This is a genomic window from Pseudomonas viciae (assembly GCF_004786035.1).
Classification (GTDB): Bacteria; Pseudomonadota; Gammaproteobacteria; order Pseudomonadales; family Pseudomonadaceae; genus Aquipseudomonas; species Aquipseudomonas viciae.
The window spans coordinates 4099156-4125280 of record NZ_CP035088.1; the positions used below are offsets into that span (position 1 = coordinate 4099156).

Consider the following 26125-nt stretch of genomic DNA (forward strand, 5'->3'; position numbering starts at 1 on the left):
CTCATCCTTACTCTTCCATCTCTGATAACAGGCGCTGCATTTCGTCCAGGGCTTCGTCAGTCGAAGGACCTTGGGGTTTCTCGATCTGCTCGGCAAGACCGGCAATCGTCGGGTTATGGAACAGGCTGCGCAGCTCGATCCTGATGCCGAAACGGCTCTCGACCTGGGTCATCAGGCGCATCGCCAACAACGAATGCCCGCCCAGCTCGAAGAAACTGTTGAACACCCCGACTTGCGGCACCTCAAGCAGGCCCTGCCAGATTTCGGCCAGTTGCCGCTCCAGTTCGTTGCGCGGCGCCACGCCCTGTACAGCGATGGGCTGCGGTGCCGGCAAGGCCTTGCGGTCGATTTTGCCGTTGGCATTGAGGGCAAAACGCGGCTGCTCGATAAAACCGGCCGGGACCATGTAGCCCGGCAACACGCCTTCGAGATGCCGTCGCAGGGCCACTTGATCAATGGGGCTGGGCGCCTGCAGCCAAGCGAACAGGCTTTGACTGCGCGGATCAATCATCACCACGGCCTCCTCCACGCCTGGGTAACGACGTATCAGCGATTCGATCTCACCGGGCTCGATGCGGAACCCACGCACCTTGACCTGGAAGTCGCTGCGACCGACATAAGCCAGCCGACCGTCAGCGCGCCGGCGTACCAGGTCGCCGGTGCGATACATGCGGCTGCCAGGTTCGCCGGCATAGGGGTCAGGCAGATAGACCGCAGCCGTTGCGGCGGCGGCATGCTGATAGCCACGGGTAACCCCGGCGCCCGCGATATACAGCTCCCCGGTCGTGCCCAGCGGCACCGGACGCAGCATCTCATCGAGCACATAGCAGCGGGTATTGAGCAACGGCGCGCCAATATCAGCCACGCCGGACGGCACGTCCTGCAACGCCTGCGTGGTCGACCAGACGGTGGTTTCGGTCGGACCGTAGGCGTTGATCAGTACCACGCCGCGGCTACGCAGCTCGGTCACCAGTTCGCCCGGAACCGCTTCACCACCAATCAGCCCGCGCACGGGCGGCCAGTCGGCCTGCCCGGTTTCCAGCAGGATCTGCCAGCCAGCGGGAGTCGCCTGGAACACCGTGGCGCGGCGCAGCAAGGCAAACAGTTGATGGCCATCGACGACCTGCTCGCGACGGGCCAGCAATAGGGCCGCGCCATTGACCAGCGGCAAAAACAGTTCCGGCTTGCACATATCAAACGCGTAAGTGGTACTGGCCAACCAGACATCCGTGGCGCTGAGTGGCAACTGCCGATCGAGCCCGGACAGCAGGTTGCTCAGGTTCTCGCGGGTGACCTGCACGCCTTTTGGTGTACCGGTCGAGCCCGAGGTGTAGATCACATAAGCACGTTGCTGAGGGTTGACCGCCAGCGCCAGGTTGTCGGCGCTGCATGCCTCCAGCGACAACTGATCGAGCCAGACATTGTCGACACCGCTCAAGGCATCGCCACACTGACTTTCGCTGAGCACCAGGGCCGGACGCGCGTGCTCGATGATAAAGCGCAGGCGATCTGCCGGGTGTTGCGGATCCAGGGGCAGGTACGCCGCGCCGGCTTTGTGAATGGCCAGCAGGGTTGGCAGCAACCACGGGCCTCGACTCAGGCAGACGGCAATCAGGTCATCGGTGCCGACACCCTGCGCCCGCAGCCAATGGGCCAGGCGATTGCTGAGGGCATTGAGCTGGGCATAACTCAATTGCCGATCCTGGCAATCGACCGCCAACGCCTGGGGTGTCAACGCCACTTGACGCTCGAAGCGGGCAATCAGATCCACTTCGCCGTGCAATGCCTCGGCGGGCTGGTGCCATGGCCGCTGGGCCAGGGCGTGATCGGCATTGGCCAGGTCGATGTCCCATAGGCGCGCCTGTGAGTTTTTCAGCATGCCGTCGAGCAGATGCAGATATTCGTCGGCATAACGTTGCGCCGTCCGGGCCAGGAACAGGTCGGTGTTGTACTCCAGCACACATTGCCAATCGTCACCGTGCTGCTCGATGTGCAAGCCGATATCCACCAGGGCGCTGTCACTTTCCACATCCAACCGCTGTGCCGGCAAACCGGCGAAGCTGTGCTCACCCTTTGCGGCGACATCGCGCTGGATCAGGTTGAACAACGCCTGGAACAGCGGTGTGTGGCTAAGGTCGCGGCGCACTTGCAACGCCTCCACCAGTCGCTCGAAAGGGACATCCCCATGCTGCTGAGCAGCCAGGTGAGTGGCTTGCAGTTGCTGCCAGAACTGTTCGACCGGTTGCTGGGCATCAATGTGACTGCGCATCACCTGGGTGGTCGCGAAGTAGCCAATCAGGTTGTCGGTGTGGGCCTGGTGGCGATGGGCGACCGGCAGGCCAATCCAGATTTCACGCTGGCCCGAGTGTCTGGCCAGGAGAACTTTCCAGGCTGCCAGCAACGGCGCGAACGCCGTCAGCCCATGGCGTTGCGCGGTCTCACGCAACTCCTTGACCAGGGTTGCCGGCAGGCTGAAGCGCAAGCGCTGGCCGTTGTAACCCTGCTGCGCAGGGCGTGGCAGGTCGGTCGGCAGGTTCAGCACCGGCGGCTCCCCTGCCAGGGTTCGACGCCAGTACTCCAACTGCGATTCGATACACGCTTGCCCTGCGGGACTCTGCCAACTGGCGGCGATGTCAGAAAACTGCAGCGGTAGTGGCGCCAGGCAAGCGCTGTGCCCTTCCAGCAACGCCTGGTAGATCAGTTGCAGTTCATTGAAGAAAATTTCCAGCGAACGGGCATCGGCGATGATGTGGTGCAAGGTGACCTGCAACACACTCAGGCTTTGGCCCTGGTACACACGTACCCGCCACAGCGGGGGCGCCGAAAGATCGAAGGGACGCTGCGCCTCTTGACTCAGTTTCTGCGCAAAAACTGGCGAATGCGCGTCTATCTCCAGCGGCTCGAAGCTCAGCGGTAGCGCCGTGAGCGCCTCGACCTGCTGACGTGCGCCCTCGGACGTTTCGCTGAACACCGTGCGCAGACTGTGCTGGCGGCTGATCAGTTGCGTCAGTGCCTGCTCCAGCAACGACGGTTGCAGCGCCCCCTCCAGACGCAAGGCGAGGGACAAATGGTAGGCCTGGGTATCGCCCTGCAAACGATCGAGGAACCACAGCCGTTGCTGGGTGAAATGCAGCGGTGCCATGGGTTCTGCAAAATGACGCAGGACGCCCTCGGCCTCAACGCTCGCCGCCGCCAGCTGCGCCGCCAGATCCCGCAGGACCGGCTGCTCGAACACCGTGCGCAAAGGCAGGCGCCGGCCATGCTGCTCGGCCATTCGCGCCACCAGACGCGCCGCCAGCAGAGAATGGCCGCCCAAGGCGAAGAAATTATCGTCGGCACCGATATCGGTGCATCCCAACAGTTCCTCCCAGAGCTTGGCCAGCGCCTGCTCCCATTCGCCCGAAAGCACACCGCTCTGGCCGTCGCGCGGTACCGGTGCCGGCAACGCCTTGCGGTCGACCTTGCCGCTTGGGCTCAAAGGCAGGGTGTCCAGGCGCACGAACTGGCTTGGCAACATGTAGTCCGGCAATTGCGCGCCGAGCGTCTCACGCAGCATCGCTTCATCCAGTGCGTCGCCGGCGTAGTAACCCACCAGACTCGCTGTTTCACCGCTGCCCAACAGCACGACAGCCGCTTCGCGAACCCCGGGAATACGCGCCAGCAGCGCTTCGATTTCACCCAGTTCGATTCGGAAGCCGCGCAGTTTGACCTGGAAATCCAGACGCCCCAGGTAATCCAGGCCGCCCTGGCTGTTGCGACGAACCCGGTCACCGGTGCGGTACATGCGGGCGCCAGGCACGAAAGGATCGGGCAGGAAAGCCGCCGCGGTCAGTCGCGCCGCCGCGAAGTAACCACGACCGAGGTTGGCCCCGGCCAGATACAGTTCACCCGGTACACCTGCGGCCACTGGCTGCAGATCAGCATCGAGGACATACGCCGCGGTATTGGCCACCGGTTGCCCGATCGGCACTTCCACACCCGCCTCACCACCGCTGCGTACTTCAAAAGTGCTGTAGACCGTCGCTTCTGTCGGCCCGTAACCGTTGATGACCCTGGCGCCCCTGCCCTCGATGGCTTCGGCCAATGCACACGGCAAGGCCTCCCCACCGGAAACGGCACGCACGCCTTGCCAACTGCGCGAGGTATGCGCCACCAGCATCCGCCAGGTCGCCGGAGTGGCTTGCATGACCGTCGGTTGCCCTGTCATCAACAGCTGATCGATCGCTTGGGGATCGCGCGCCTGTTCGCGATCGGCCAACAGGATGCTGGCGCCATGCGCCAAAGGCAGCAGCAACTCGACAATGGCGATATCAAAGGTCGCGGTGGTCAATGCCAGCACCCGATCCCGGGCCGTCATCGGCAAGACCTGCTCCACGGCCAGCATCAGGTTCATCAGGTTGCCACGGCTGATGGCCACGCCTTTGGGCTGGCCGGTGGAGCCGGAGGTGTACAACACGTAAGCGAGCTGCTCCGCAGTCGATGCCGGCGCCTTGTAGCTGTCGACGGCGCTCATGGCATCGATGTCAAGCAACGGCACGCCGCTATTCCACTGCGCCAACACCGCCAGGCTCGCGGCAGTGCCCAGACACAGTTTGGGTTGCGCCGCCTCAAGAATGTAACGACCGCGCTCCGGTGGCGTGTCCTCGGCCAGCGGCACATAGGCGGCGCCGGCCTTGAGGATCGCCAGCATGGCCATGGGCAGACGGGCATCACGGGGCAGGCTCAGGGCCACTCGATCTTCGATGCCAACGCCATGGGCCTGCAAGGCCGCCGCCAGTCGCTCGGCGGCCTGATCCAGTTCGGCATAGCTCAGGCGCTCATTGCCGGCCAGTACGGCGATTGCGTCGGGTTGGCGGGCCACCTGAAGCGCAAAGGCCTGGAGGATGTCCTGCTGACCGGCCACGCCGTGCCCTTCGATCCGGGCAAGGCCGCGTTCGGCAGGTTGCCAGGCCAGCTCACCCAAGGCTTGCCCTGGCTGCTCGAGCAGCGCGTCGAGCAACGCCAGATACTGCTCGGCCATCGCCTGCACCGTCTGTTCGCGGAACAGGTCGCTGCTGTATTGAAGGCTCAGGCTGATGCCATGTTCGCTGTCACGCACATCCAGGTGCAGGTCACACAGGGCGCTGTCCGGGCGGTTATCCAACGGCTCGGCGATCACATCGGTCAGTTCGAAACGCTCCAGGGCGTTACCCGGAAAGTAGTTGAACATCGCCTGGAACAAGGGGTTGTAACTCACCTGCCGAGCCACGCCGAGCTGCTCGATCAAGTAATCGAACGGTAAATCCTGATGGGACTGAACCGACACGGACAACGCTTGCAGCTCGTTCATCAGTTGCAGCAGGCTGCGTTCGCCCGAGAGTTTTTTGCGATACACCAGCGTGTTGACGAAGCAACCGACCAGGGGCTGCAGGACCCCATGGTGCCGGTTGGCGACGGGAATCCCGACCAGAATGTCGTCCACGCCGCTGCGGCTGCGCAACAGCAGCTGAAACGCGGTCAGCATCGGGATGAAATTGCTCCAGCCGTGACGGGCACTGAACGCGCGCAAGCGGGCCGTCAGGGCCTCGGACAAACGCCGTTCAACACGCCCACCCGCCTGGCTGGCCTGGGCCGGACGGGGAAAATCGGCCGCCAGCTCCAGCACCGGCAGCTCGCCGGCCAATTGCTCGCGCCAGTAGGCCAGTTCCTGCTCGCACGCCTTGCTGTTCATCCATTGGCGTTGCCAGAGTGCGTAGTCGGCGTACTGCATCGACGGCGCCGGCTGCTCTGTGGTCAGACCCTCTCGCCGGTTGCGGTACTGCTTGCATACACCGTCGATGATCAATTGCAGGGACCAGCCATCGGCAACGATGTGATGGCAGTTCAACGACAGGACACAGACATCCGGCGCCAGGCGATAGAGTCTGGCCCGCAGCAACGGCGCGGCTTCCAGGGCGAACGGGGTCATTGCATCCTGACGCAGCAGCTCGTGCAGCGCCTGTTCGCTCCGCACCTCGATCAATGGCATCTCAAGCTCGATACGAGCCAGGATCACCTGGCTCGGCCCTTGAGCTTCGCCGATAAACCCGGTGCGCAGCACTTCGTGCTGATCGACCACGGCCTGCAGGGCAGCCTGCAGGTCGGCGATATGCAGCTCGCCGGTCAAGCGCACGGCACCGGCCAGGTTGTAGGCGGGACTTTGCGGATCCAGTTGTTGCAGGAACCACAGGCGCTGCTGGGCAAACGACAGTGGCAGTTTCTCAGGGCGCGGCAACAGCGTTGGCGATGACTTCACCGTGCTGGCCTGGCTTTCCAGCCAATCGGCCATGGCGGCGATGGTCGGGCGCTCGAACACCACGCGCAGGGGCAAGTCCTTGCCACTGAGTTTGCCGATCAGACCAATCAGTTGTGTGGCCAACAGCGAATGACCGCCTAGCTCGAAGAAGTTGTCTTCGACACCCACCTGACCCAGTCCCAGCACACTTTGCCAGGCCTCGACCAACTGCCCTTGCAGCTCGCTGCTGGGCGCGACATAGCGGGCCTGGCTTTGCGCGGCGAAATCCGGCGCGGGCAAGGATTTACGGTCGATCTTGCCATTGCCATTGAGTGGAAAGCGCTCAAGAAACACAAAGGCGCCCGGCGTCATGTACGGCGGCAGGTTACCCAGGACATGCTCGCGCAAGGCCTCGATGCTGGCCTGGGCATCGGCCACTACATAAGCCACCAGGACCTTGGCGCGTTGCTGGTCATCACGGGCAACAACCACCGCTTCCCGGACTCCTGGGTAACGGGTCAGGCAGGCTTCGATCTCGTCCAGTTCAATACGGTGTCCGCGGATCTTGACTTGATGGTCGGTACGGCCGACGTATTCAAGATCCCCATTGGGCAGGAAGCGCGCCAAGTCGCCAGTGCGATAAAGACGGGAACCATCGTTGGCGATCGGGTCCGGCAGGAACACCGCCGCCGTGCGCGCCGGGTCGGCCATGTAACCGCGCCCGACGCCAACCCCGGCGACGAAGATTTCCCCGACAGCACCCGCCGGTACGGGCTGCAGATCAGCATTGAGCAGGTACAAGCGGTTATTCAGCGTGGCGCGACCGATCGGCACATTGATACGTTGCTCCGGCAAACGTTCGAGCAACGGATGAAAAGCCACGTCATCGGAGCATTCGGCCGGTCCATAGGCGTTCATCAACGGAATAGCGGGATAGCGTTCGAACCAGCGCCGCGCCAATGCCGGCGGCAGCGCCTCGCCAGTGGCCAACACCCAGCGCAGGGGCGAACGTTCGAGCCCTGCGTCGAGCAGGCTCTGCATCAACGACGGCACGGCTTCGAGAATGCTGATGCCATGCCGTTCAATGGCCGAAGCCAGCGCGTCAGGATCCTGCACGACGCAATCGCCGAGGATCACCGTGCGCGCGCCGAGCACCAGGCCGGCGAGGGTTTGCCAGACGGAAATGTCGAAGCACTGCGGCGCGGTCTGGGCAATCACATCGGTCGCATCGAGCCCCAGCCCCGGCAGTTTGCCGAGAATGTTATTGAGCATGCCGGCGTGCGCCACCATGGCCCCTTTGGGCGTGCCGGTGGAGCCGGAAGTGAAGATGCAATAGGCCAGCGAACGGTCGTGAACCGGGATGTTCAGGTCGTCATCGCCGTAGCTGCCCAGTGCCGAGGGCTCGTAGAGCACAGACTTGGGGCGCTGTTCGAGAAACCCTAAAGCCTCCATCGCCAGTTCGCCCTGCCCGACGCTGTGAACCAGCAACGGCGTGCGGCTCTGGCGCAGGACCTGGGCCAATCGTTGAGGCGGGTTGCGTGGATCGAGCGGCAACCAACCGGCACCGGCCTTGAGCGTGGCGACAATCATCACCACCAGGTCCAGGCCTCGCTCATCGAACACCGCGATCAAATCGTCGGCTTTGACACCCTGTGCGCGCAAGTGCCGGGCCAGACGGTTGGCGGCGCGGTTCAACTGGTCGAACGTCAGGCTTTGCTCGCCGTGAACCATGGCAATGCGTTCGGGCGTCTGGCGAACCTGTTGCTGAAAGCGCTCGATGTACAGCGGATTCAGCAGCTGTTCGTCGGCCGCCAGACCACCTCCGGCCCAAACCTGCTGCTGGAGGGCAACTTCACGTTCATCGAGCATCGCCAAGTGATGCAAGGGGGTCTCGGCGTTCGTGCGCAGGGCATCACCGATGTTCAGCAGCAACGTGCGGAAGTGGCGCAGCATCTGCTCGACTTCTTCGCGCAGGAACCAGTCGGTCTGATAGGTCAGTTGCAAATGCAGGCGCTCTCCCGGAACGATCACCACCGTGATGGGGTAGTTCGTATGGGTGCGGTTGGCCATGTCGCTGATCAGGTAGTCCAGTTGCCCCTGACGCAAGTCGGCGGCAATGGGCGCGTTCTCGAACACGAACAGGCTCTGGAACAAATCCTGACGCTGTACTTCGCTCCAGCGCTGGATCTCGGCCAGGGACACACTCTCGTGTTCGCGCAGGCTCAAGTTCTCGGTCTGCAAGGCCTTCAACCACGGGCCCAGCGCGTCATCCGGGCGCCAACCCCAGCGCAGCGGCAAACTGTTGATGAACAGCCCGACGATGCTTTCCATACCTTGCAGGTGGACCGGGCGACCGGCGACCGTGATACCGAACACCAGATCGCGATCACCGCTGTAACGCGCCAACAGCAAAGCCCAGGCCCCCTGCACCAGGGTGTTCAGGGTAATGCCGTGTTGGGCCGCCGCGCTTTGCAGCGCCTGGGTCTGCTCAAGCTCCAGATGTTCGACACAGTCCTCAACGGGCTCGGCGGCGCCCTGAATGCGCCCGACATGACCGAAGCCAAATTCATTGGGCGTGTCGAAACCCGCCAGGCGCTGTTGCCAGAACGCCTGATGATCTTCCGGCTTCTGGGTTTCCAGCCAACGAATGAAATCACGGTACGGACGCGGTGCCGGCAAATTCAGCCGACGACCTTCCTGGGCGGCGCGGTAGCCGTTGAGGAAGTCCATCATGATGATCGAGAAGCACCAGGCGTCCATCAGGATGTGGTGATAGCTGCGCACGAACTGGTAGGTGTCGGGCGCCAACTTGTAGAGCCTGACGCGCATCAGGGGCGCCTTGGTAAAGTCCAGCCCCTGGGTGCGTTCGTCGCTGAGCAATTGCTCCAGGCGATCCTGCTGCTCGCCTTCGCTTAGATGCGACCAGTCCTCGTAGGTGATCGGTAATTCGACCTGCTTGTGCACCACCTGCATCGGACGCTTTTGCTGTTTCCAGACAAAGGAGGTGCGCAGCAACTCGTGGCGCTCCACCACCTGCGCCCAGGCCTGACGGAACGCCGCCAGATCGAGATTCGGCATGACCATGACATGACGGTATTGCAGCAGATACATACCCTTGCCCGGGTGCAGCAGACTGTGGAACAACAGTCCTTGCTGCATGGGAGCCAGCGGATAAATCGCTTCGATGTTGCGCGAAAGTGCTTTGACCTTGTCGTTCATGCTGACGGTATCCGAACCTGTAATGTATGGGGACGCAGGGGTAATCACTGCTCGAGTTGTTCGAGCAGCCCCAGGAATTCATCGTCGGACAAGCCGGAGTCAGCGAAGTCCGAAGCCGTGGCGCGACCCACCGTGGGCGCCAGGCAGTGCTCCAGCAAGGCCGCAATGCGCTGCTGGAACTGCTGCGCCAACTCGCGGACCAACGCTGGCTCGTGGACCTGCGGGTCATAACGCCATTCGATATGCAGCCGACCTTCGTTCACCAGCGCGGTGACATCCAGCAAATGCGTGCGGCGGGTGCTGTCGGCGCGCATGCCAGGACAGATCGGCCGAGCCAATCGCCAAAGGCTGGACGCCTCGAGCCATTGGTCGACCCGCCCCAGGTAGTTGAACGTCAACAGCGAGGCCGCCCCCAGGCCGTGGGCAGGATCGAGGCGCAGCAGACCGTAACCCATGCCTTGTTCAGGTACGCGACGCAGGGCTTCCTTGGCCGCGATGATCGAATGTTCGAGATCCCATGAGGTATCGACGGCCAGCGGATAACGGCTGGTGTGCCAACCGATCGAACGGGACAGATCAGGGCCCTGCTCCCAACCGCTGCGACCGTGGCTTTCCAGTTCCAGGGTGACTCGCTCCCGTCCCTGCCACTGCCCCACGGCTCCCGCCAGCGCGGCCACCAACAGATCCTGGACCTGGGTGCCGTAAGCGCCATGACAATCGCCCAACAGCAACTGCGTCTGCTCAACCGACAGTTGCGCGTCCAGCGTCCGGCTCTCACCGTACAAACTGACCTGTTCAGGCACCACGCCCTCAGCGGCCAGTTGCTGATGCCAGAAATCCACCTGAGCCAACACATCAGGCTCACCACGGTGGCGCTGCAACGCTTCGCTCCACACATGGAAACCTGCCGTGACGGCGGGCAGAACCACGCCAGGTTGCAGGTACAGGCTTTCCAGTTCGTGCAACAGCACCTGCCACGACACCGCATCGACCAACAGGTGATGGGCCGTGCAGAGCAGCTCCCGGGTTTGGGCGAAGTACACCCAGCGGATCAGCGGAGCCTGGGCCAGGTTCCAGCCCTGCTGCGAGCGTTGCAGCAAGGCTTCGGTCAAGGGTTCTTCCACCACCTGGAACAGCGCTTCGACCTGGCCTTGGGAAAAGGCTTGATAACGTTGTTGCCAGCCATTCGCAGAGGCTTCAAAGGTCAGGCGCAAGCTGGCATGACGTTCAAGCAAAGAGCCTAGAGCCCGGGTAAACCGGCCCTGATCCAGTGGTTCGTCCAGGGCCAGCAACAGCGACTGGTTCCAGTGTTCGGCCAGGTTCTGCTGCTGGGCAAAAAACCAATCCTGGATCGGCGTCAAGGCGAACGCCGTGGTGGGCTCAGGCCCGTCGCTGGCAGGCTGCGCATTCATCGCGCCAAGGTCCACCACCTGCTCGGCCCAGCCACGCACGGTGGGGTATTCGAAAATCTGCTTGGGCTTGAGCTGCAGGCCCTGCTGCTTGGCCCGGGCGATGATCTGCAAACTCAGAATCGAGTCGCCGCCGACCGCGAAGAAATTGTCATCGGCCCGCAGATCCGGGTTGTTGAGAATCTCCCGGGCGATTTCGAGCAGGTGCTGCTCCAGGGTGCGCTGTGGTGTCTGCACCACTCGAGCCAAGGCACGCACGGTTTGCTCGGCAAACAATTGCTTGGGCGTCATCAGAATCTGTTGCTGGCGCGCCAGGGCGATGATTTGCAGGCCGAGAATGGAATCGCCACCCAGGGCGAAGAAGTTGTCATCAGGCCCCACCTCGGGGTTGCCGAGCATCGCCCGCCAGATGTCCAGCAACGCGGCTTCCACGACGTTCAACGGCTGATCGCTCGACAGCTCCGCCCCCTGGGCGGGAGCCGGCGTTTGCTCGGCCAGGCGCAACAACGCCTGGCGATCGACCTTACCGTTGGGCAGCAAGGCGAAACCGTCGAGACAATGCCACTGGGCCGGCTGCATGTAGTCCGGCAATTGCAGCTGCAGAGCCGCCTGGATGTCGGCCAGTGCGGCCGACGGCGCGACCAGGAAGGCGACCAGTCGATTGCCCGACAGCGGCGTCGGACTGTTCAGCACCCTGACGTCGCTGACCTGCGGCATGGCGCGCAACTGCGCCGCGACTTCCGCCGGCTCAACCCGGTAGCCCCTGATCTTGACCTGCTCATCGAGGCGGCCGAGAAACTCCACCTGCCCCTGGTGATTGAGCCGCACGCGGTCGCCGGTGCGATAACCGTGCTCACCAAAGCGTGCGTGATCGGCATCCGAGGCACTGAGATAACCCTGCGCGACGGTTGCCCCTTGAACGTACAGTTCGCCGCTGACACCGATCGGCAACAGAGCGCCGTCAGGTGAGCGCACGCTGACCTGGACATTGGCCAGTGGCCGGCCCAACGGCGCCGCGCCGCTGGCATCGACCTCGTGGGTCAACACCCCGACGGTGGTTTCGCTCGGGCCATAGTGGTTGACGATGCGCAGATCGGCTTTCAATGCGCGCAAGCGCGTCACCAGATCGTGGCCCAAGGCTTCGCCACCGGTGACCAGGCATTGACGCGGCAACAACCGCTGCGGGTCTTTGGCGATCAACAAGGCGTTGAGGTGCGACGGCACGATTTTCAACAGGTCGACGGGCTGGCGCTCAAGCACGGCTGCCAGTTCCTCGGCGTCGAAGGCCAACTCCTCGGCCAGCAGGCGCAGACAGCGGCCGCTCAGCAGTGCGCCGAACAAGGCGGTATGACCCAGGTCGGTCGCACAACTGGCCAGACTCGCCAGGCTCGCATCGGCCGGCAGATTCAGGCGCTCAAGGCTTCCACTCACGTAATGAATCAGATTGCCCTGGCTGACCTTCACGCCCTTTGGCCGACCACTGGAGCCTGAGGTGTACACCACGTAAGCCGCAAGATCAGCCGCCAGGGCCGCTCGCAAGGGTGACTCACTGGACAAGGGCGCAGGCGGCAACGCCAACCACCGAACCTGCTCAGGCAACCACTCGGGGCGCGCGCCCTCACTGATCCACACCTTGGGCATCGCATCCTGACAGATAGCCTGCAAACGCGACGGCGGCCACTGCGGATCGAGGGCCAGGTAGGTCGCGCTGCACTGCCACGTCGCGAGCATATGCATCACCAGCTCACGACTGCGCGGCAGGCACAAGGCGATGCGTTCACCGGCCAGGCTCGAACCCTCCTGCAAGCGTTCGCCACGGGCGACCACAGCACGCCCCAGTTCGGCATAGCTGAGCGTACCCTGCTCATCCTCAAGAGCAATCGAGCGAGGCTTGAGTTCACACTGCTCAGTGAACGACTGCCAGGCGTTGCTGACGGCGACCGGCGCATCCTCCCCTTTCAAGAATGACTGCTGCTCGGGCACCAACCAATCGAGTTCGGCAAACGGCACTTGGGGTTGTTCGAGCACCGCCAGAGCCAGGGCGACGAACTGATCCCGATAGCGCTCGATCGTTTCATGGCGGTACAACGCCTTGCTGTAACGCCAACGGCAGAGGAACCCCTCTTCTTCGTCGATGATCACCATGTTCAGCTCGTGGGCCGCGCCGCGCTGCTCCGACAGCAAGCGGTCAACGTACTGCTCGAAAGGCGCGATGCGTTCCTTGTTCAGCGTGAACATATGCTGGAACAGCGGCGCCCTGCCCACCTGGCGCGGTAAATCCAACTGTTTGACCAGGCGCGAGAATGGATAGTGGCGGTGCTGCAAGGCCTGTTTGACGGTAGCGTCTACCTGCCTTGCCCAGTCGCCACTGGACAGATCCCGACGCAGACGGCAGCGGATCGGCAGCGGATTGACCAGATAACCCGGCAGATTGACGTGCTCGCGGCGCAAGCGCCAACCGCTGGGCGTTCCGAGGACGAAATCGTCCTGGCCTGACAGTACGCCGAGAAACTGCTGGAACAGTGAGAACCACAGCACATACGGCGTCACCCCCAACTCTCGGGCGACGGCGCGAAACCGTGCCGTGGTGGCCGGATCGAAGCGGACCGACAACTCCCCGCCCTTGAATGCCTGATTGCTGCCGTGGGGAAAGTCTGTCGGCAACTCCAGCGTCGGGGCTTCGGCCAGCTGTGCCTGCCACCATGCCAGCTCTACGGGCTCGGCCGCTTCGCTGCGGATATGCAGATCACTGCAATAGTCGCGATAGGCGTCGGGATTCACGGCGGGCAGCGACTGATCGTTGATCAATGCGAACAGCTCATTGAGCACAATGTAGAACGTGGCCAGATCCGCCGCGATGTGATGAATCACCAGCAACACGGTGTGCTCGGCCTGGCCGTCGCGCGCGTTGCTCAACAGGACTACCCGACTGACGTCCCCCTCTTCCAGTCTGAAGGGAAGATCGGCCATCTCGGTGATGCGTTGCTGCAACGTCGCTGCGTCCGCGTCCTGCATGGCCACACACTGCAACGGCTGGACCCGCTCGCGGTGGCTCCACTGCAACAAATCACCGTTGCGCTCGGCATAGGGCGTGCACAGCATCGGATAGCGCTGCTGGACCGTGGCCCATGCGTCCTGCAGACGTTGGGGCAAGTCCTGGGTAACGAACTGCGGCTTGATCCGTCCGGCGTAGGCAATGTTATAGGCGCAGCTGTCAGGCTCCAGACGTTGAAGAAACCACAACGCCTGCTCGTTATCCGTCAGGGGCCGGGCAGCGAAATAATCAGGGTGCTGCTGCAGCCATTGCCGCACTTCGGCGTCGCGTGCGTGGAGCTCGGCATTGAGCTCATCATCCAGCGCGCCTGGCGACCCGTGCGTAACGATCAATTGACCTTCGGCTATCGATAGGCGAATTCCACGCAGCCAGCAGCGATGCATCAGACGATCGAGCATTTGATGTCCTTGATTGTGCTTGTTCGAAATAGGCCGCCCATTGCGACGGCTTTCTGAAAGTGGGAGGCGATCAGCTCGCCGAGGCAGGCTCGGCCATGGCGACCACGACCTTGCGCGATCCCTGGAAGGTCGAGCGACCGTGAGCCACCAGCATGTTGTCGAGCATCAACACATCACCCGCCTGCCAGGGGAAGCTCACCTGACAGCGTTGCAGGACCTCGCGGATGTGCTCCAGCGCCTCCAGCTCAATCGGCGAGCCGTCACCATAAAACACGTTACGCGGCACGCCCTGCTCCCCGACGATGGAGATCAATGTCTCACGCACCGGCGCTGCAAGGTTGGAGATATGGAACAGATGCGCCTGATTGAACCACACCCAATCACCGGTAACCGGGTGCTGGGCAACGGCCTGGCAGACCTGGCGAGTGGAAAGCTCACCGTCGTCCTTCCACTGGAATTCGATGTTGCTGGCGCGACAGAAACGCTCGACCTGCGAGCGGTCCTCGGTACTGAAAGCCTGTTGCCAGGGCAAGTCCAGGCCGTTGCCGTAATTGCGCACGTACATCAGGCGCTTCTCGGCAAAACGCTGACGGATAGCGGGGTCGAGTTGCTGGTAAACAAGGCGGCTGTCGGCAATGGGTGTTTCACCGCCGACCTGCGAGGGCTGCACACAATGGAACCAGATCTTCATCGGCCAATTCAGCGAATAGGACTGTTCATTGTGCAGCGGGATAACCTGATGGGCCGGGTACTCGGTGGAGGTGTATACCCGGTTGTTGAGCTTGGTGCGCGGGGTGGACGCGTAGTCGTAGGTCAGCAGTTCATGACCGAAGCTACGAGCAAACTCCTCGAAGTCCGCCTCTCCCTTGAACGCAAAACCGCGAAACAAAATGCCACCTGCACGCGGCAACTCAGTTTCTACGACCTGCAAGATCTGCGCTCGACTGGCTTGCCAGGCATCCCCGGCAAGCGGGGCCTGGACTATGAACGGCAGGGTCTGCTCGCTACCCGGTACAACATCCATGAATTGAACCTGTGCACGCACCAAACCGCTTTCCATTTAAGCCCCCCGCCATTGCAATCAGCGTATTTTTCGAGAGCATAAACTAATACAAACGAGTAACACCTGCAATAGAGAATCATTGTCATTAATGACGATTGTATCGCAGATGATACGTTTTACTTGGCCTGCAGCACGCTCTCCCGCTCAGCGATATGCGACATCAGCAAATAGGCAGAACCCAACAGGCCCTGCATCGTATCGGCATAGCGGCTGCGATTGAGGTACAAAAACTGGCGATTTTTCACCGCAAACAGATTCTGCCACTGGGGGGACTGACGAAACGCCGCCGTGCTGGCTTCTGAGTCCAGAAGCTCCTCATACGTGTCGATAATGAAATCACTGTCGAAGTCGCCGATGCGCTCCAGGCTGTACGGCACGTTTTGCCGCGCCTCGCGGTACGCGGCGACACGTCCCAGGCCAAAATCGGTGATGACATCGTCCATGCCACCGCGGCCGATCAACTGGAAACCATCGCTGTAGACTTCCAGCGTCGTGACGGTGATGCGTGAAGGATCTTTCACGCGCTTCTTGAACTCGCTGACGACCCATTGATATTCGTTGAGCATTTCTTCATAGCGCTGCTGCTTGCCGACCAGCTCGGCGAGTTCCTTGGCGTAGGTCTTGATGTCGCTTTCCCGAGCGGGCAGCAGCACGACCGGCGCGATCTTGCTGAGTTTTTCCTTGATGTCGGCGTGATACGACAAGCCAACAATCAAATCCGGCTTCAAGGCTGCGATGGCTTCCAGATCGGGCGACTGGTGCGAGCCGATATACTGGATGCCCGTCACATTGAACCGCTGCTGCGTCCCGCGAAACAACACGTCCGAGAACAGTTTCTTGCGCCCCGTCGAACCACAGGGCTTGACTCCCAGCTCCAGCAACTGGGCCGTCAGGCTGAAGTCATGCAAAGACACAATGCAATGCGGCGCAACAGGCACCTCGACTCGGCCAAAACTGTTTTCGAACACTTTGGTTTCAGCGGCGCCAGCCTGTGCAGCCACCAATGCCAGCGGCACACACAGCATGCCGACCACGCCTCGAAAAAAACCTTTCACCCATTCCCGCACGCATTTACCTCCAGACAATTCAATAAGCACCACTGTGTTTTCAGCGACTGCGCTGACGCGCCAGCAAGACAATCAGATAAGGCGCGCCGATAATTGCGACAACCAGCCCCGCAGGCAACTGCAAAGGCGGGAAAAGCCCCCGGCCCAGGGTGTCACCGGCCAACACCAACAACGCCCCCACCAATGCCGACAAGGGGATCAACGCGCCATGACGGTCACCCGCCATTTGCCGCGCCAGGTGCGGCGCCACCAGCCCGACAAACGTCATGGTGCCCACGTTTGCCACTGCCGCCGCCGTCAACATGACGCTGCACAGTAACAAGGAAATCATGACCCACGTGACATTCAGGCCTCGACTGAGCGCGACTTTTTCACCCAGTTGCAACAGATTCAGCTGACGATGACAGAACAGCAACGGCACCCCGGCCAGCATCAGCCAAATGCCCAGGCTATGGACCTGCGCCCAGCCGGCCCGGTGCAGACTGCCGCCCAGCCACATCAGGGCCGACTCCACTTGGTCGATATTGCCGTAAGTGATGAGCAGGTCGGCCACCGCGCTGAGCATGGCGGTAAGCCCCACGCCGACCAGGATCAAGCGTAACGGCGAGATACCCTGGCGCCAGGACAGCAGCGCGACGAAGAACGCCACCGCCAACCCTCCGGCCAGTGCCGCCAATGGATAAAACTCCAGGGGCAAAAGCGCCGGCCAAAGCACGATGATCAACAACATGGTGACACTGGCGCCTGACTCCACGCCCACCAGGCCCGGCGCCGCCAGAGGGTTACGCGTCAACGACTGCATCAACAGCCCGGCAAGGGACATGGCCGCGCCGGCCAGGACCGCCAGCAAGACACGCGGCAATCGCAGCTCCCAGAGCAGGTTGCGCATGGTCGAATTGACTTGCTCAGGCGCCAGCAAGGCTTGCCATACCTGGGCAACATTCAGCGAGTAGCTGCCAACGGTCAATGCATAGAGCGCCAACCCCACAACGGCAACCATCAGTAACAGCACCGAAATCAAGTCGATCGGTCGGGCTACCCAGGGCAGCAACCGATAGGCTCGGGGCAAGGTCAATCCCGCTCGCATCATCGGACCTTCCTCAATACCAGCACGACAAAAATGGGGCCGCCGATAAGGGCTGTCACGATACCGGTGTTGAGTTCGAACGGACGCACCACGGTTCTTGCCGCGATATCCGCCAGGATCAGCAGCAATGCCCCCAGCAGCGGGGCAGCCAGCAACAGTCGGCGATAGTCATCGCCAAACAGCAACCGCGCCGCATGGGGCACCACCAGGCCGACAAAACCAATGGGCCCCGCCAAGGCCACTGCCCCGCCTGACAACAGCACCACCGACGCCAGGCCGAGCACACGCATTTTCAACAGATTGACGCCCATGCCGGCCGCCGCCTGCGGACCAAGACGATGGGCATTCAATGCGCGGACGTTTACCAGGCACAGGCACATGCCCAGCAAGACATAGGGCCAGACCCAAGCCTGCATCGAGCCCCCGGTCACGCCGATGGAGCCGGTCAGCCAGCGACGCAGACTGTCGAGCCCCTGCTGATCGAGCAGCAACAGGATCGAGGTAATCGCGCTGAACAACGCCGCGATCATCGCCCCGGACAATGTCAGTCGAATCGGGTTGTGCCCCCGCCCCGCCAACATCAGGACACCAATGGAGGCCACCAGTGCGCCCGCAAATGCAAATAAGGGAATCATCGACATATCGTTGCCCGGCAGCACCAGCAAACCGAACACGACGAATAACGCAGCGCCGCTGTTGATGCCGAGAATGCCCGGGTCGGCCAACGGGTTATCACCGACCGCTTGCATGATTGCACCCGCGAGCCCCAGGCTGGCCCCCACCAACATCGCGACCAGCAGACGCGGCAAGCGGCTGCCACGGATGACACTCTGGTCGGGGTTGCCTGGCGCATAGGCGACCAAAGCCTGCCAAGCCTCATGCCAGGGTATGTCCTTGGCGCCGACGGCCAGATGAACCAGCGCCGTCAGGGCAATCGCCACCAATAAACCCAGCCAGACCGGCAACCGTAAACCGTGATTCACATCGCCTCCCGCACAGCCAACGGCTGGCTTCGGCTCGTCTGCGGTACGCATAACGGATCACCGGAATAAGGGTCGGTGATAATGTGCGCATCCAGATCAAACACCGCCTTGAGATTTTCCCGAGTGAATACCTTGGCGGGCGCACCCTGGGCGAGCAAGCGCCCTTCGCGCATCATCACCAGGTGGTCGGCATAACGCGCGGCCTGGTTCAAGTCGTGCAGTACCGCCACGATGGTTTTGCCTTGCTCACGCAGATCAACCAGCAACTCAAGCAGCGTGATCTGATGCGCAATATCGAGAAAGGTCGTTGGCTCATCCAGCAGAATCACTGGCGTATCCTGGGCCAGGGTCATGGCAATCCAGCAACGTTGCAACTGTCCACCCGACAGGGTTGCCAATGAACGATCAAGCAGGGAACTGATGCCGGCCAGGTCAATGGCGCGGTCAATGGCCTGTTGATCCTGTTCGGACCATTGGCGCCACCAGCTCTGCCAGGGAAAACGCCCCTGCATCACGAGCTCACGCACACTCATCCCGGCGGGCGATGTGGTGCGCTGAGGCAGTAGCGCCATCTGTTGCGCCAGCGCCCGACGCGAATGCTGCCCCAACGGCTTTCCCGCCAACTGCACGCTGCCAGCGCTCGGCCGCAACATATGCGCAAGCACATTCAGCAAAGTGGTCTTGCCGCAACCATTGGCCCCGATCAACGCCGTGAAACACCCTTCAGGAATATCCAGGCTGACACCGTTGAGAATCTGCTGTTCGCCATAGCTCAGCCGCACATCGGTGGCTTTCAGCATGACCGTCCCTCCACGCCCAAAAGGCCTGATCGAATGATTCGTCGAGCAACGCCCCCGCGATATTTTTTCGTCCGGTAACACCGTAGGGAGTCGGCCGAGGGGGGCATTAAGTGGCCGACAGGATATGTCGAAAATAAAATAATTGCCTACAAGACTGACAACACTAATGCAAACCCTTATCATTTACAGCTAACATGTGGCCAGTAGACACCAACCCTGATGGTCTATTGATCGAACTGAATCAGGGCATAAGGCCCCCCAAAGCCAAAATGTAAACTCAAGGATTCCCTCGATGCTCGGAACAAAAACAACAGTTGGCACCGGAAAACGTTACGTCGCGCGTCACCCAGCGTTTCACCTGAGCACCCTTGCACTGGCTTTGGGGAGCATCTTTTCAGCCCAGGCGATCGCCGCGCAGGATGACACCCCCGACAAGGGCGCCGCCGTTCAACTCGGCGAAATCAACATCAACGCCGCCCCCCTGGAGAACCCGACTGGCCCGGTCAACGGCAAAGTCGCCTTGCGTAACACCAGCGCCACCAAAACCAACGCGGCCATTACCGAAACGCCGCAGTCGTTGTCCGTGGTGACCGCCGATGAAATGCGCGATCGCAAGTCCGACACCCTGGCCGACACCCTGAGCTACACCCCGGGTTTCACCAGCCAGCCAAGCAGCTTCAACCGGACTTCCGATCGGTTCCGCATTCGTGGCTTCGACGTAGAGTCCGCCACCGGCGGCTCGCTACGCGATGGCATGCGCCTGCAAAACAACTCCTACGATGGCGTCCAGGAACCCTTCGGCCTGGAACGCGTGGAAGTGATCCGCGGCGCGGCGTCGGTACTGTACGGGCAACTGTCCCCAGGTGGATTTGTCAACGGCGTCAGCAAGCGCCCCACCGAAACACCGCTGCATGAATTGGGCCTGCAATACGGCAATCATGATCGCAAGCAACTGACAGCCGACTTCAGCGGCCCCCTCGGCGACAGCGAGACCCTCAGCTATCGCCTGACCATGCTTCAGCGCGACAGTGATACCCAGCAGGACTACGTCAACGACGACAAGACCTACATCGCCCCGGCCCTGACCTGGCGCCCGAACGATGACACCTCGCTGACACTGTTGTCTTTCTATCAAAAAAGTGACACACGCTTCTCCGCCCCCCTGCCCTACCAACTCGTCAAGGGTGTCGGCAACGGACCGTTCACCATCGGCCGCCACGATTTCATCGGTGAGCCTGACTACGACGATATGAATGGCGAAATGTCCGCCATTGGCTACGAGTTCGAACACCGTTTCGACGAGCACACCCGTATCAGCAACAAACTGCGTTACTACGAAGCGGATGTGAAATGGAAATACCTGCAGGCCCAGACGAGTGCGGCGGCCATCAACAGCGCGGCCACTACGGGCATCCTGCGTCGTCAGTACAGCGATCGCCATGAGCGTTCCAGGGCCCTGGCCAGCGACACCAATATCGAGACACGCTGGAACATCGGCGGCATTGAAAATACCTTCTTGGTGGGCGCCGACACCTACGATGCCTCGTACGACTCGCATAACTTCCGGGCCAATGCGCCTTCTATCAATATCGGTGACTACAACTACGGGCAACCGGTAGTGGTGGACAAGAGACAAAGTCGTGATCGTGGCTCAGAGATTGATACCCTGCAGACAGGCATCTACCTGCAAGACCAGATCAAGTTCGACGACCATTGGTTGCTGTTGCTCGGCGGTCGACACGACTGGGCCGACCAGGATCAAAGAGCTTTCGCCACTGGCCAGAAGCTCGACCAGAGCAACGAAGCCACCACCTGGCGTGCCGGCCTTGTTTATCAGGCAGATAACGGCCTGGCCCCGTACATCAGCTACAGCGAATCGTTCTTCCCGGTTGCGGTGGCCGAGGCACCTGGCCAGAAATTCGATCCCACCGAAGGCAAGCAGTACGAAATCGGCATCCGCTACCAGCCCCCTGGCAGCAACACGTTGTTGAGCGCAGCGGTTTATGAGCTGACGCAAGAAAACGTAGTGAAGCGCGACCTGGCGGGCCTAAATCCCCAGCAGATTGGCGAACAGCGCTCCCGCGGACTGGAACTGGAAGCCAAGACAGAGGTGACGCCTCAACTGAGTGTCATTGCGACCTACGCCTACACCGATGCCCGCATTACCAAAAGCGTGATCCAGAGCGAAGTAGGCCAGCGCAGCGAAGATACCCCCTACCACCAGGCCGCCGTATGGGCTGACTACAACTTCGCCCTGCTCGGCTTGCCGCAGTTGAAGATCGGTGGCGGTGCTCGCTATAAGGGAACGACCCAGGCCTCGGGTATCGACTCGCAGATGCCGGCCTATACCCTGTTCGATGCCATGGCCAGCTACCAGATCGACAAGAACTGGGACATCGCCCTCAACGCGAACAATGTGACGAACAAAAAGTACACCTACTGTGAGTTTGCCATCTGCCGCTACGGCGACGAGCGCGAGTTGGTGACGTCCGTTAACTTCAGGTGGTAAGCATGGGCTCGGTCGGCACTCCAGGTGCCGACCGAGCCTTGCAACTGTGCTGAACATCGAAACCCTACGCCGAACTGAATATGGCGAGCCCTCAATGCCTGGGCATTGGATTATTCGGGCGCTCTACATCACGTTGCCTGACCGATTCAGGGCTCACAATGCGGCTCGGTTGAAGCAACCGAGGCGTACACAACAACAGACTGATCTCCTGCGCACTGACCGCTTTGCTGAAGAAGTAACCCTGTATTTCATCGCAGCCGTTTTCACGCAGGAAGCTCAGTTGTTCTTCGGTTTCAACACCTTCGGCAATGACCTTGAGGTTCAGTTTATGCCCCAACGAAATCACCGCGGTGGCGATGGCTTTGTCGTTCTCGTTGTCGGGCAGATCGCGCACGAAAGACTGGTCGATCTTGAGTCTGGCGATCGGGAAACTTTTCAATGCCGCAAGGCTCGAGTAGCCGGTGCCGAAGTCGTCGATCGAGAGACGGATCCCCATCGATTGCAGCTCCTTCATTTTGCTGACGGCTTGCTGAAGGTCTTGCATGATCAGGCTTTCGGTCAGCTCCAGCTCAAGGTACATCGGGTCCAGTCCGGTTTCTTGCAAGGCATGCATCACTCGGTCGACCAGGTCCCTTTCAATGAACTGGCGGGCTGAAATATTCACCGACATGGTAATCGGCGGCCAGCCTGCGTCCTGCCAGTCCTTGTTCTGTCTGCACGCGGTATGGATCACCCAGTCGCCGATGGGCACGATCAACCCGGTCTCTTCGGCCTGCGGAATGAATTTGATGGGAGACACCATGCCAAGCTCCGGGTGCTGCCAGCGGATCAGTGCCTCTACGCCAACAATCTGACCTGACTGCAAATCCACCTGCGGTTGGTACAACAGCAGGAACTCGTCATGGTTGAGTGCGTTTCGAAGCCCGTCTTGCAGGGCGAGCTTGCCCTGGACCTTGTTATTCATCTCGCTCGTGTAGAACTGGTAACTGTTGCGCCCCAACTCCTTGGCCCGGTACATGGCGGCGTCCGCGTTGCTGAGTAACGTGTCGGGATCGCTGCCATCAGCAGGATAGGCAGCCACCCCCATGCTGCAGGTGACGTGGAGTGTATGTCCGCTGAGCTGAATCGGTCGCAGGATGGCTTCCTGGATTTTGCGCAAGGCTGGCGTCACACCGTCGAGGTCCGAGGGCTGGTCGAACAGGACGATCACAAACTCGTCGCCCCCCAATCGCACGACGGTGTCGGTGCGGCGTACACACTCCTGCATGCGCTGGGCGACGGTTTTCAGCAGTTCATCTCCAGCACTGTGTCCAAGGCTGTCATTCACCAGTTTGAATTTGTCCAGGTCAAGAAACACCACCGTCACCAGGCGGTTGTAGCGCTGGGCATAGAGTATTGCCTGCTTGAGACGGTCTTCGAGCAGGGTGCGATTGGGCAGACCGGTCAGTGCATCGTGGTCGCCCATATAGCGAATGCGTTTTTCAGTCAGTTGGCGTTCTATCGCGATGCCGGCAAGCGGTGTCGCCATGTCGATCAGTCGCTTCTCGATCGAGCTCGGGCTGCGTACGGTGCTGGAATACAAGGCAAACGTTCCCAATACCTTTCGCTCATGGGACAGAATCGGCGTCGACCAGCAGGAACGAAACCCATAGAGCGCAGCGAGCGAACGGTAGTCCTCCCACAGCGGATCCAGTTCGATATCGGTGACGATGACCGCTTCTCGTCGATACACCGCGGTGCCGCATGAGCCGACGTTCGGACCAATCGCAACCCCGTCAATGACCTGGTTATAGGCTTTCGGCAAACTGGGGGCAGCCCCGTGCAGCAGATGCGTGCCCTCCTCATCCAGCACCAGGATGGACACCATCATTCCTTCCAGTTGGGACTCGACCAAGTGAGCCAGGCTGTCGAGGACTTCTGCAAGCTCGGTGCTCCTGGCGATCAACTCCAGGACATGGCCTTGTCCGGCCCGGATGATTGCCTCTTGCTCCAATCGGCTGTTTTGCAGGGCGAGCCGCTCTGTGGCGATACTCAGTTGGACGGTTCTTTTTTCCAGCTGAACGCGGTCTTTGAGGAATTGATTCACCGCACGAGCCATGTTGCCGATCTCGTCCTTCCCATGTTCGGCCATCATCACATGCTTTTTGTCAGTGTGTTCCTGACGCAATTGCCGGCTTATCTCATTCAGGCGCACGAGCACATGATGGCCCATGAAGACCCGGGTCACGAACCAGGCGAACACCAGGCTGGCGCCCAACATGATCAGCACCCATTGCTGGCTACGATTTGAGGCCTCGACCAGGCGTTGCACGGCTTCGCGATAGTCTTTGGTGTAAGCATTGGATTGCGCACGGGCCACCGCGACCAGAACCCCGGCCTCATTCTGCAGTTTCTCATTGAAGCGCCGTATGACGTTGTACTGTTCGATGAGCGTCAGGCGCAGAGAGAAGAGATCGGGCATTTCCCTATCGGCGTCGGGTAACGTGCCTGCGGTGCGTGACAGACGCTCATATCGGATCCGAAGCCGTTGCACCGCATCACTGTCAACAGCCTGCGGCAGATCGAAAAGCAACACCGCCAGTTCCAGGCTGGCCCGGGTCTGGGTCGCGGTCAGGCGAGCGGTGTAATCCTTCAGGGTTTGCTCGAAGGTCACCTCGGTTTGCAGCAGACTGTCGCGCAGTTGCGCAACGATGTTAGCGGTATTGCGGAACATCTGACTCGACTGATGCATGTCGAGTATTGCGACGCCACTGTTCGCGGCGGTCAGCTGCTGCACCAGCTGATCAAGGGCCGCAAGCTGTTTGACGGTCGCCGCATAGCTTGAACGCAGCGTGTCGGGAGAGCGGGTTGTGAGCAGTTGATCGGTCTGGCGTTCGATCAGCAACGTACGCTGCAGCATGTCTTGCCCATCTTGCATGCGGACCAGTCGCTCATCCGTCAATTGGCGGGTGGCGCTGTTTGAGGTGCGCAACGCATAGACTGCAGTTGCCCCTCCCGCCAGGATTAGCAGCGCGAGCGTCAGAAACGCCAGTGTGAACTGTGCGCGTAGCGATTGCGGCAATAGCCGGCGTCCGAGCCGGGAAGTAAAGTCCAATATCAGGGATTCCATTGGTAACGATAGATTTCTCGATAACCATTGTCAGGGTCGTACAGGAGTTTTTTCCCGCCGTCGAAGGCAATATTGTCGACATTGACCAGGTGAATCGGTGCTACGAAACCGCTCACTGGCTGACCCGCCAACAGCCGGTTCAATTCATCAATCACCTGCCAGCCATGCAGGTTGAGCGGCTCGGCCACAGTGACCGTCTGGTAGGTTTTGGCCTGTATGCGCAAGAAAGCCGAAGAGCTGCCATCACCGGCAGACAACAGACTGATGCCGTCGCTGGGTATTGCGGCCTTGGTCAAGGAGGCAATCGCGTGGTCAAAATAGATATCGTTGATCGCCAGCGTGTGGGTCCAGCGCTTGCCATAGCGCTGAAGCAGCTCCGTGGTGATCGCCGGCATCTTCTGGGCACTTTCGGAAATCGCGACATCGCGCACTTCCAGCACCGTACACTCCCGACAGGCGCGAATGACGCTTTCCATGGCTTTGGCTTTCGCCATGGCGATGGCGTACTTGGAGTCGGTCAGGATGACAACGCCGGCGTGTCCGTTTGACTGTGCCACTGCCGCCATGGCCGTGAGGCGAGCCACTTCGAGTGGGTCGGTCGAGACGTTCATGGCCACCGGCGTGCCGTCAATCGGCCCGGGGCGTGCCCCGGCGTGCCAACCCACCACCGGTATCCCCTTGTCGGCGAAGAGAGCCAACTCTGCCTTGTTCTCCAGGGCGTCGGCGCCACACAGAATGAGGCCGTCGGGGTTCGCCGCCAGGGCATCGGCAAAGGCCTTTGCGCGCCCGGCCTGTGTTCCAGCGCCATCGAAGACCCTCAGCGTCCACCCCATCGCCTTGACTGCCTCGCGAGCGCCCTGGGCGACACCGACAATGCCTCCATTACGCAAATCTTCAGCGACAATGGCGATGCTCTTGCCCCGCAGGGCCTTCGGGCCGGATTCCGGGCCGCTCCAGCGAACGGCTTGGAGGGAGGCCCCGGCAACGATTTCCTGCGCTTGAGTCACCGTCACGGCGGCGTTTTCGTCAGCCGCTGCGGTTGGCAGGTTCTGCCCGTGGCCGGGAGCCGCCGTGAAAAAACAGAAAACCGTAACTGAAGCCATCCAGAGTAGCCTGGGCCTGCTCAGACAATTTCGATCACCGCATGTAATGCCGGGTCTGGAACCGATGGCG

At 61.2% G+C, this 26125-nt stretch carries 10 protein-coding genes; 1 reads left to right on the forward strand and 9 read right to left on the reverse strand.

The annotated features are described in order from the left end of the window. Nucleotides 1–7: 7 nt before the first annotated feature. The 7 genes from EPZ47_RS17695 to EPZ47_RS17725 form a co-directional block, all read right to left on the reverse strand. On the reverse strand, nucleotides 8–9472 hold the full coding sequence (locus EPZ47_RS17695; RefSeq protein ID WP_135845993.1) for a non-ribosomal peptide synthetase: 9465 nt from the start codon (nucleotides 9470–9472) through the stop codon (nucleotides 8–10). A gap of 44 nt (nucleotides 9473–9516) precedes the next feature. After that, nucleotides 9517–14334, reverse strand: coding sequence for a non-ribosomal peptide synthetase (locus EPZ47_RS17700; RefSeq protein ID WP_135845994.1), 4818 nt, complete (start codon nucleotides 14332–14334; stop codon nucleotides 9517–9519). A 70-nt stretch (nucleotides 14335–14404) separates the two neighbouring features. After that, the gene (locus EPZ47_RS17705) at nucleotides 14405–15358 is read right to left on the reverse strand and encodes a TauD/TfdA family dioxygenase (protein WP_202879078.1); all 954 of its coding nucleotides are present in this window, start codon (nucleotides 15356–15358) and stop codon (nucleotides 14405–14407) included. 155 nt (nucleotides 15359–15513) lie between these two features. After that, nucleotides 15514–16464, reverse strand: coding sequence for an ABC transporter substrate-binding protein (locus tag EPZ47_RS17710; RefSeq protein WP_238346650.1), 951 nt, complete (start codon nucleotides 16462–16464; stop codon nucleotides 15514–15516). A 40-nt stretch (nucleotides 16465–16504) separates the two neighbouring features. Next, nucleotides 16505–17554: a FecCD family ABC transporter permease gene (locus EPZ47_RS17715; RefSeq protein WP_135845996.1), complete on the reverse strand. Its 1050-nt coding sequence runs from the start codon at nucleotides 17552–17554 to the stop codon at nucleotides 16505–16507. Then, nucleotides 17551–18534 carry a FecCD family ABC transporter permease gene (locus EPZ47_RS17720; RefSeq protein ID WP_135845997.1) on the reverse strand — a complete coding sequence of 328 codons (984 nt, stop codon included), beginning with the start codon at nucleotides 18532–18534 and terminating at the stop codon, nucleotides 17551–17553. The genes EPZ47_RS17715 and EPZ47_RS17720 overlap by 4 nt, the downstream gene beginning before the upstream one ends. Continuing rightward, nucleotides 18531–19334 (reverse strand): ABC transporter ATP-binding protein, encoded by an 804-nt coding sequence (locus EPZ47_RS17725; RefSeq protein WP_135845998.1) that lies wholly within the window; start codon nucleotides 19332–19334, stop codon nucleotides 18531–18533. Before EPZ47_RS17725 ends, EPZ47_RS17720 begins: the two co-directional genes overlap by 4 nt. Before the next feature lie 292 nt (nucleotides 19335–19626). Here EPZ47_RS17725 and EPZ47_RS17730 point away from each other — a divergent pair, with 292 nt between their 5' ends. Next, nucleotides 19627–21843 (forward strand): TonB-dependent siderophore receptor, encoded by a 2217-nt coding sequence (locus EPZ47_RS17730; protein WP_135845999.1) that lies wholly within the window; start codon nucleotides 19627–19629, stop codon nucleotides 21841–21843. A 91-nt stretch (nucleotides 21844–21934) separates the two neighbouring features. Here the strand turns inward: EPZ47_RS17730 and EPZ47_RS17735 are convergent, their stop codons facing one another. Both EPZ47_RS17735 and EPZ47_RS17740 read right to left on the reverse strand, forming a co-directional pair. Then, nucleotides 21935–24952 carry an EAL domain-containing protein gene (locus EPZ47_RS17735; protein WP_135846000.1) on the reverse strand — a complete coding sequence of 1006 codons (3018 nt, stop codon included), beginning with the start codon at nucleotides 24950–24952 and terminating at the stop codon, nucleotides 21935–21937. Then, a complete protein-coding gene (locus tag EPZ47_RS17740) occupies nucleotides 24940–25959 on the reverse strand; it encodes a substrate-binding domain-containing protein (protein ID WP_238346763.1) in 1020 nt (339 codons plus the stop codon). The genes EPZ47_RS17735 and EPZ47_RS17740 overlap by 13 nt, the downstream gene beginning before the upstream one ends. Between the last annotated feature and the right edge of the window lie 166 nt (nucleotides 25960–26125).

Coding starts and splice junctions, on each gene's coding strand:
- EPZ47_RS17695 (WP_135845993.1), bottom strand. CDS start 9,472: ATGAACGACAAGGTCAAAGCACTTTCGCGCAACATCGAAGCGATTTAT.
- EPZ47_RS17700 (WP_135845994.1), bottom strand. CDS start 14,334: ATGCTCGATCGTCTGATGCATCGCTGCTGGCTGCGTGGAATTCGCCTA.
- EPZ47_RS17705 (WP_202879078.1), bottom strand. CDS start 15,358: ATGGATGTTGTACCGGGTAGCGAGCAGACCCTGCCGTTCATAGTCCAG.
- EPZ47_RS17715 (WP_135845996.1), bottom strand. CDS start 17,554: ATGATGCGAGCGGGATTGACCTTGCCCCGAGCCTATCGGTTGCTGCCC.
- EPZ47_RS17725 (WP_135845998.1), bottom strand. CDS start 19,334: ATGCTGAAAGCCACCGATGTGCGGCTGAGCTATGGCGAACAGCAGATT.
- EPZ47_RS17730 (WP_135845999.1), top strand. CDS start 19,627: ATGCTCGGAACAAAAACAACAGTTGGCACCGGAAAACGTTACGTCGCG.
- EPZ47_RS17735 (WP_135846000.1), bottom strand. CDS start 24,952: ATGGAATCCCTGATATTGGACTTTACTTCCCGGCTCGGACGCCGGCTA.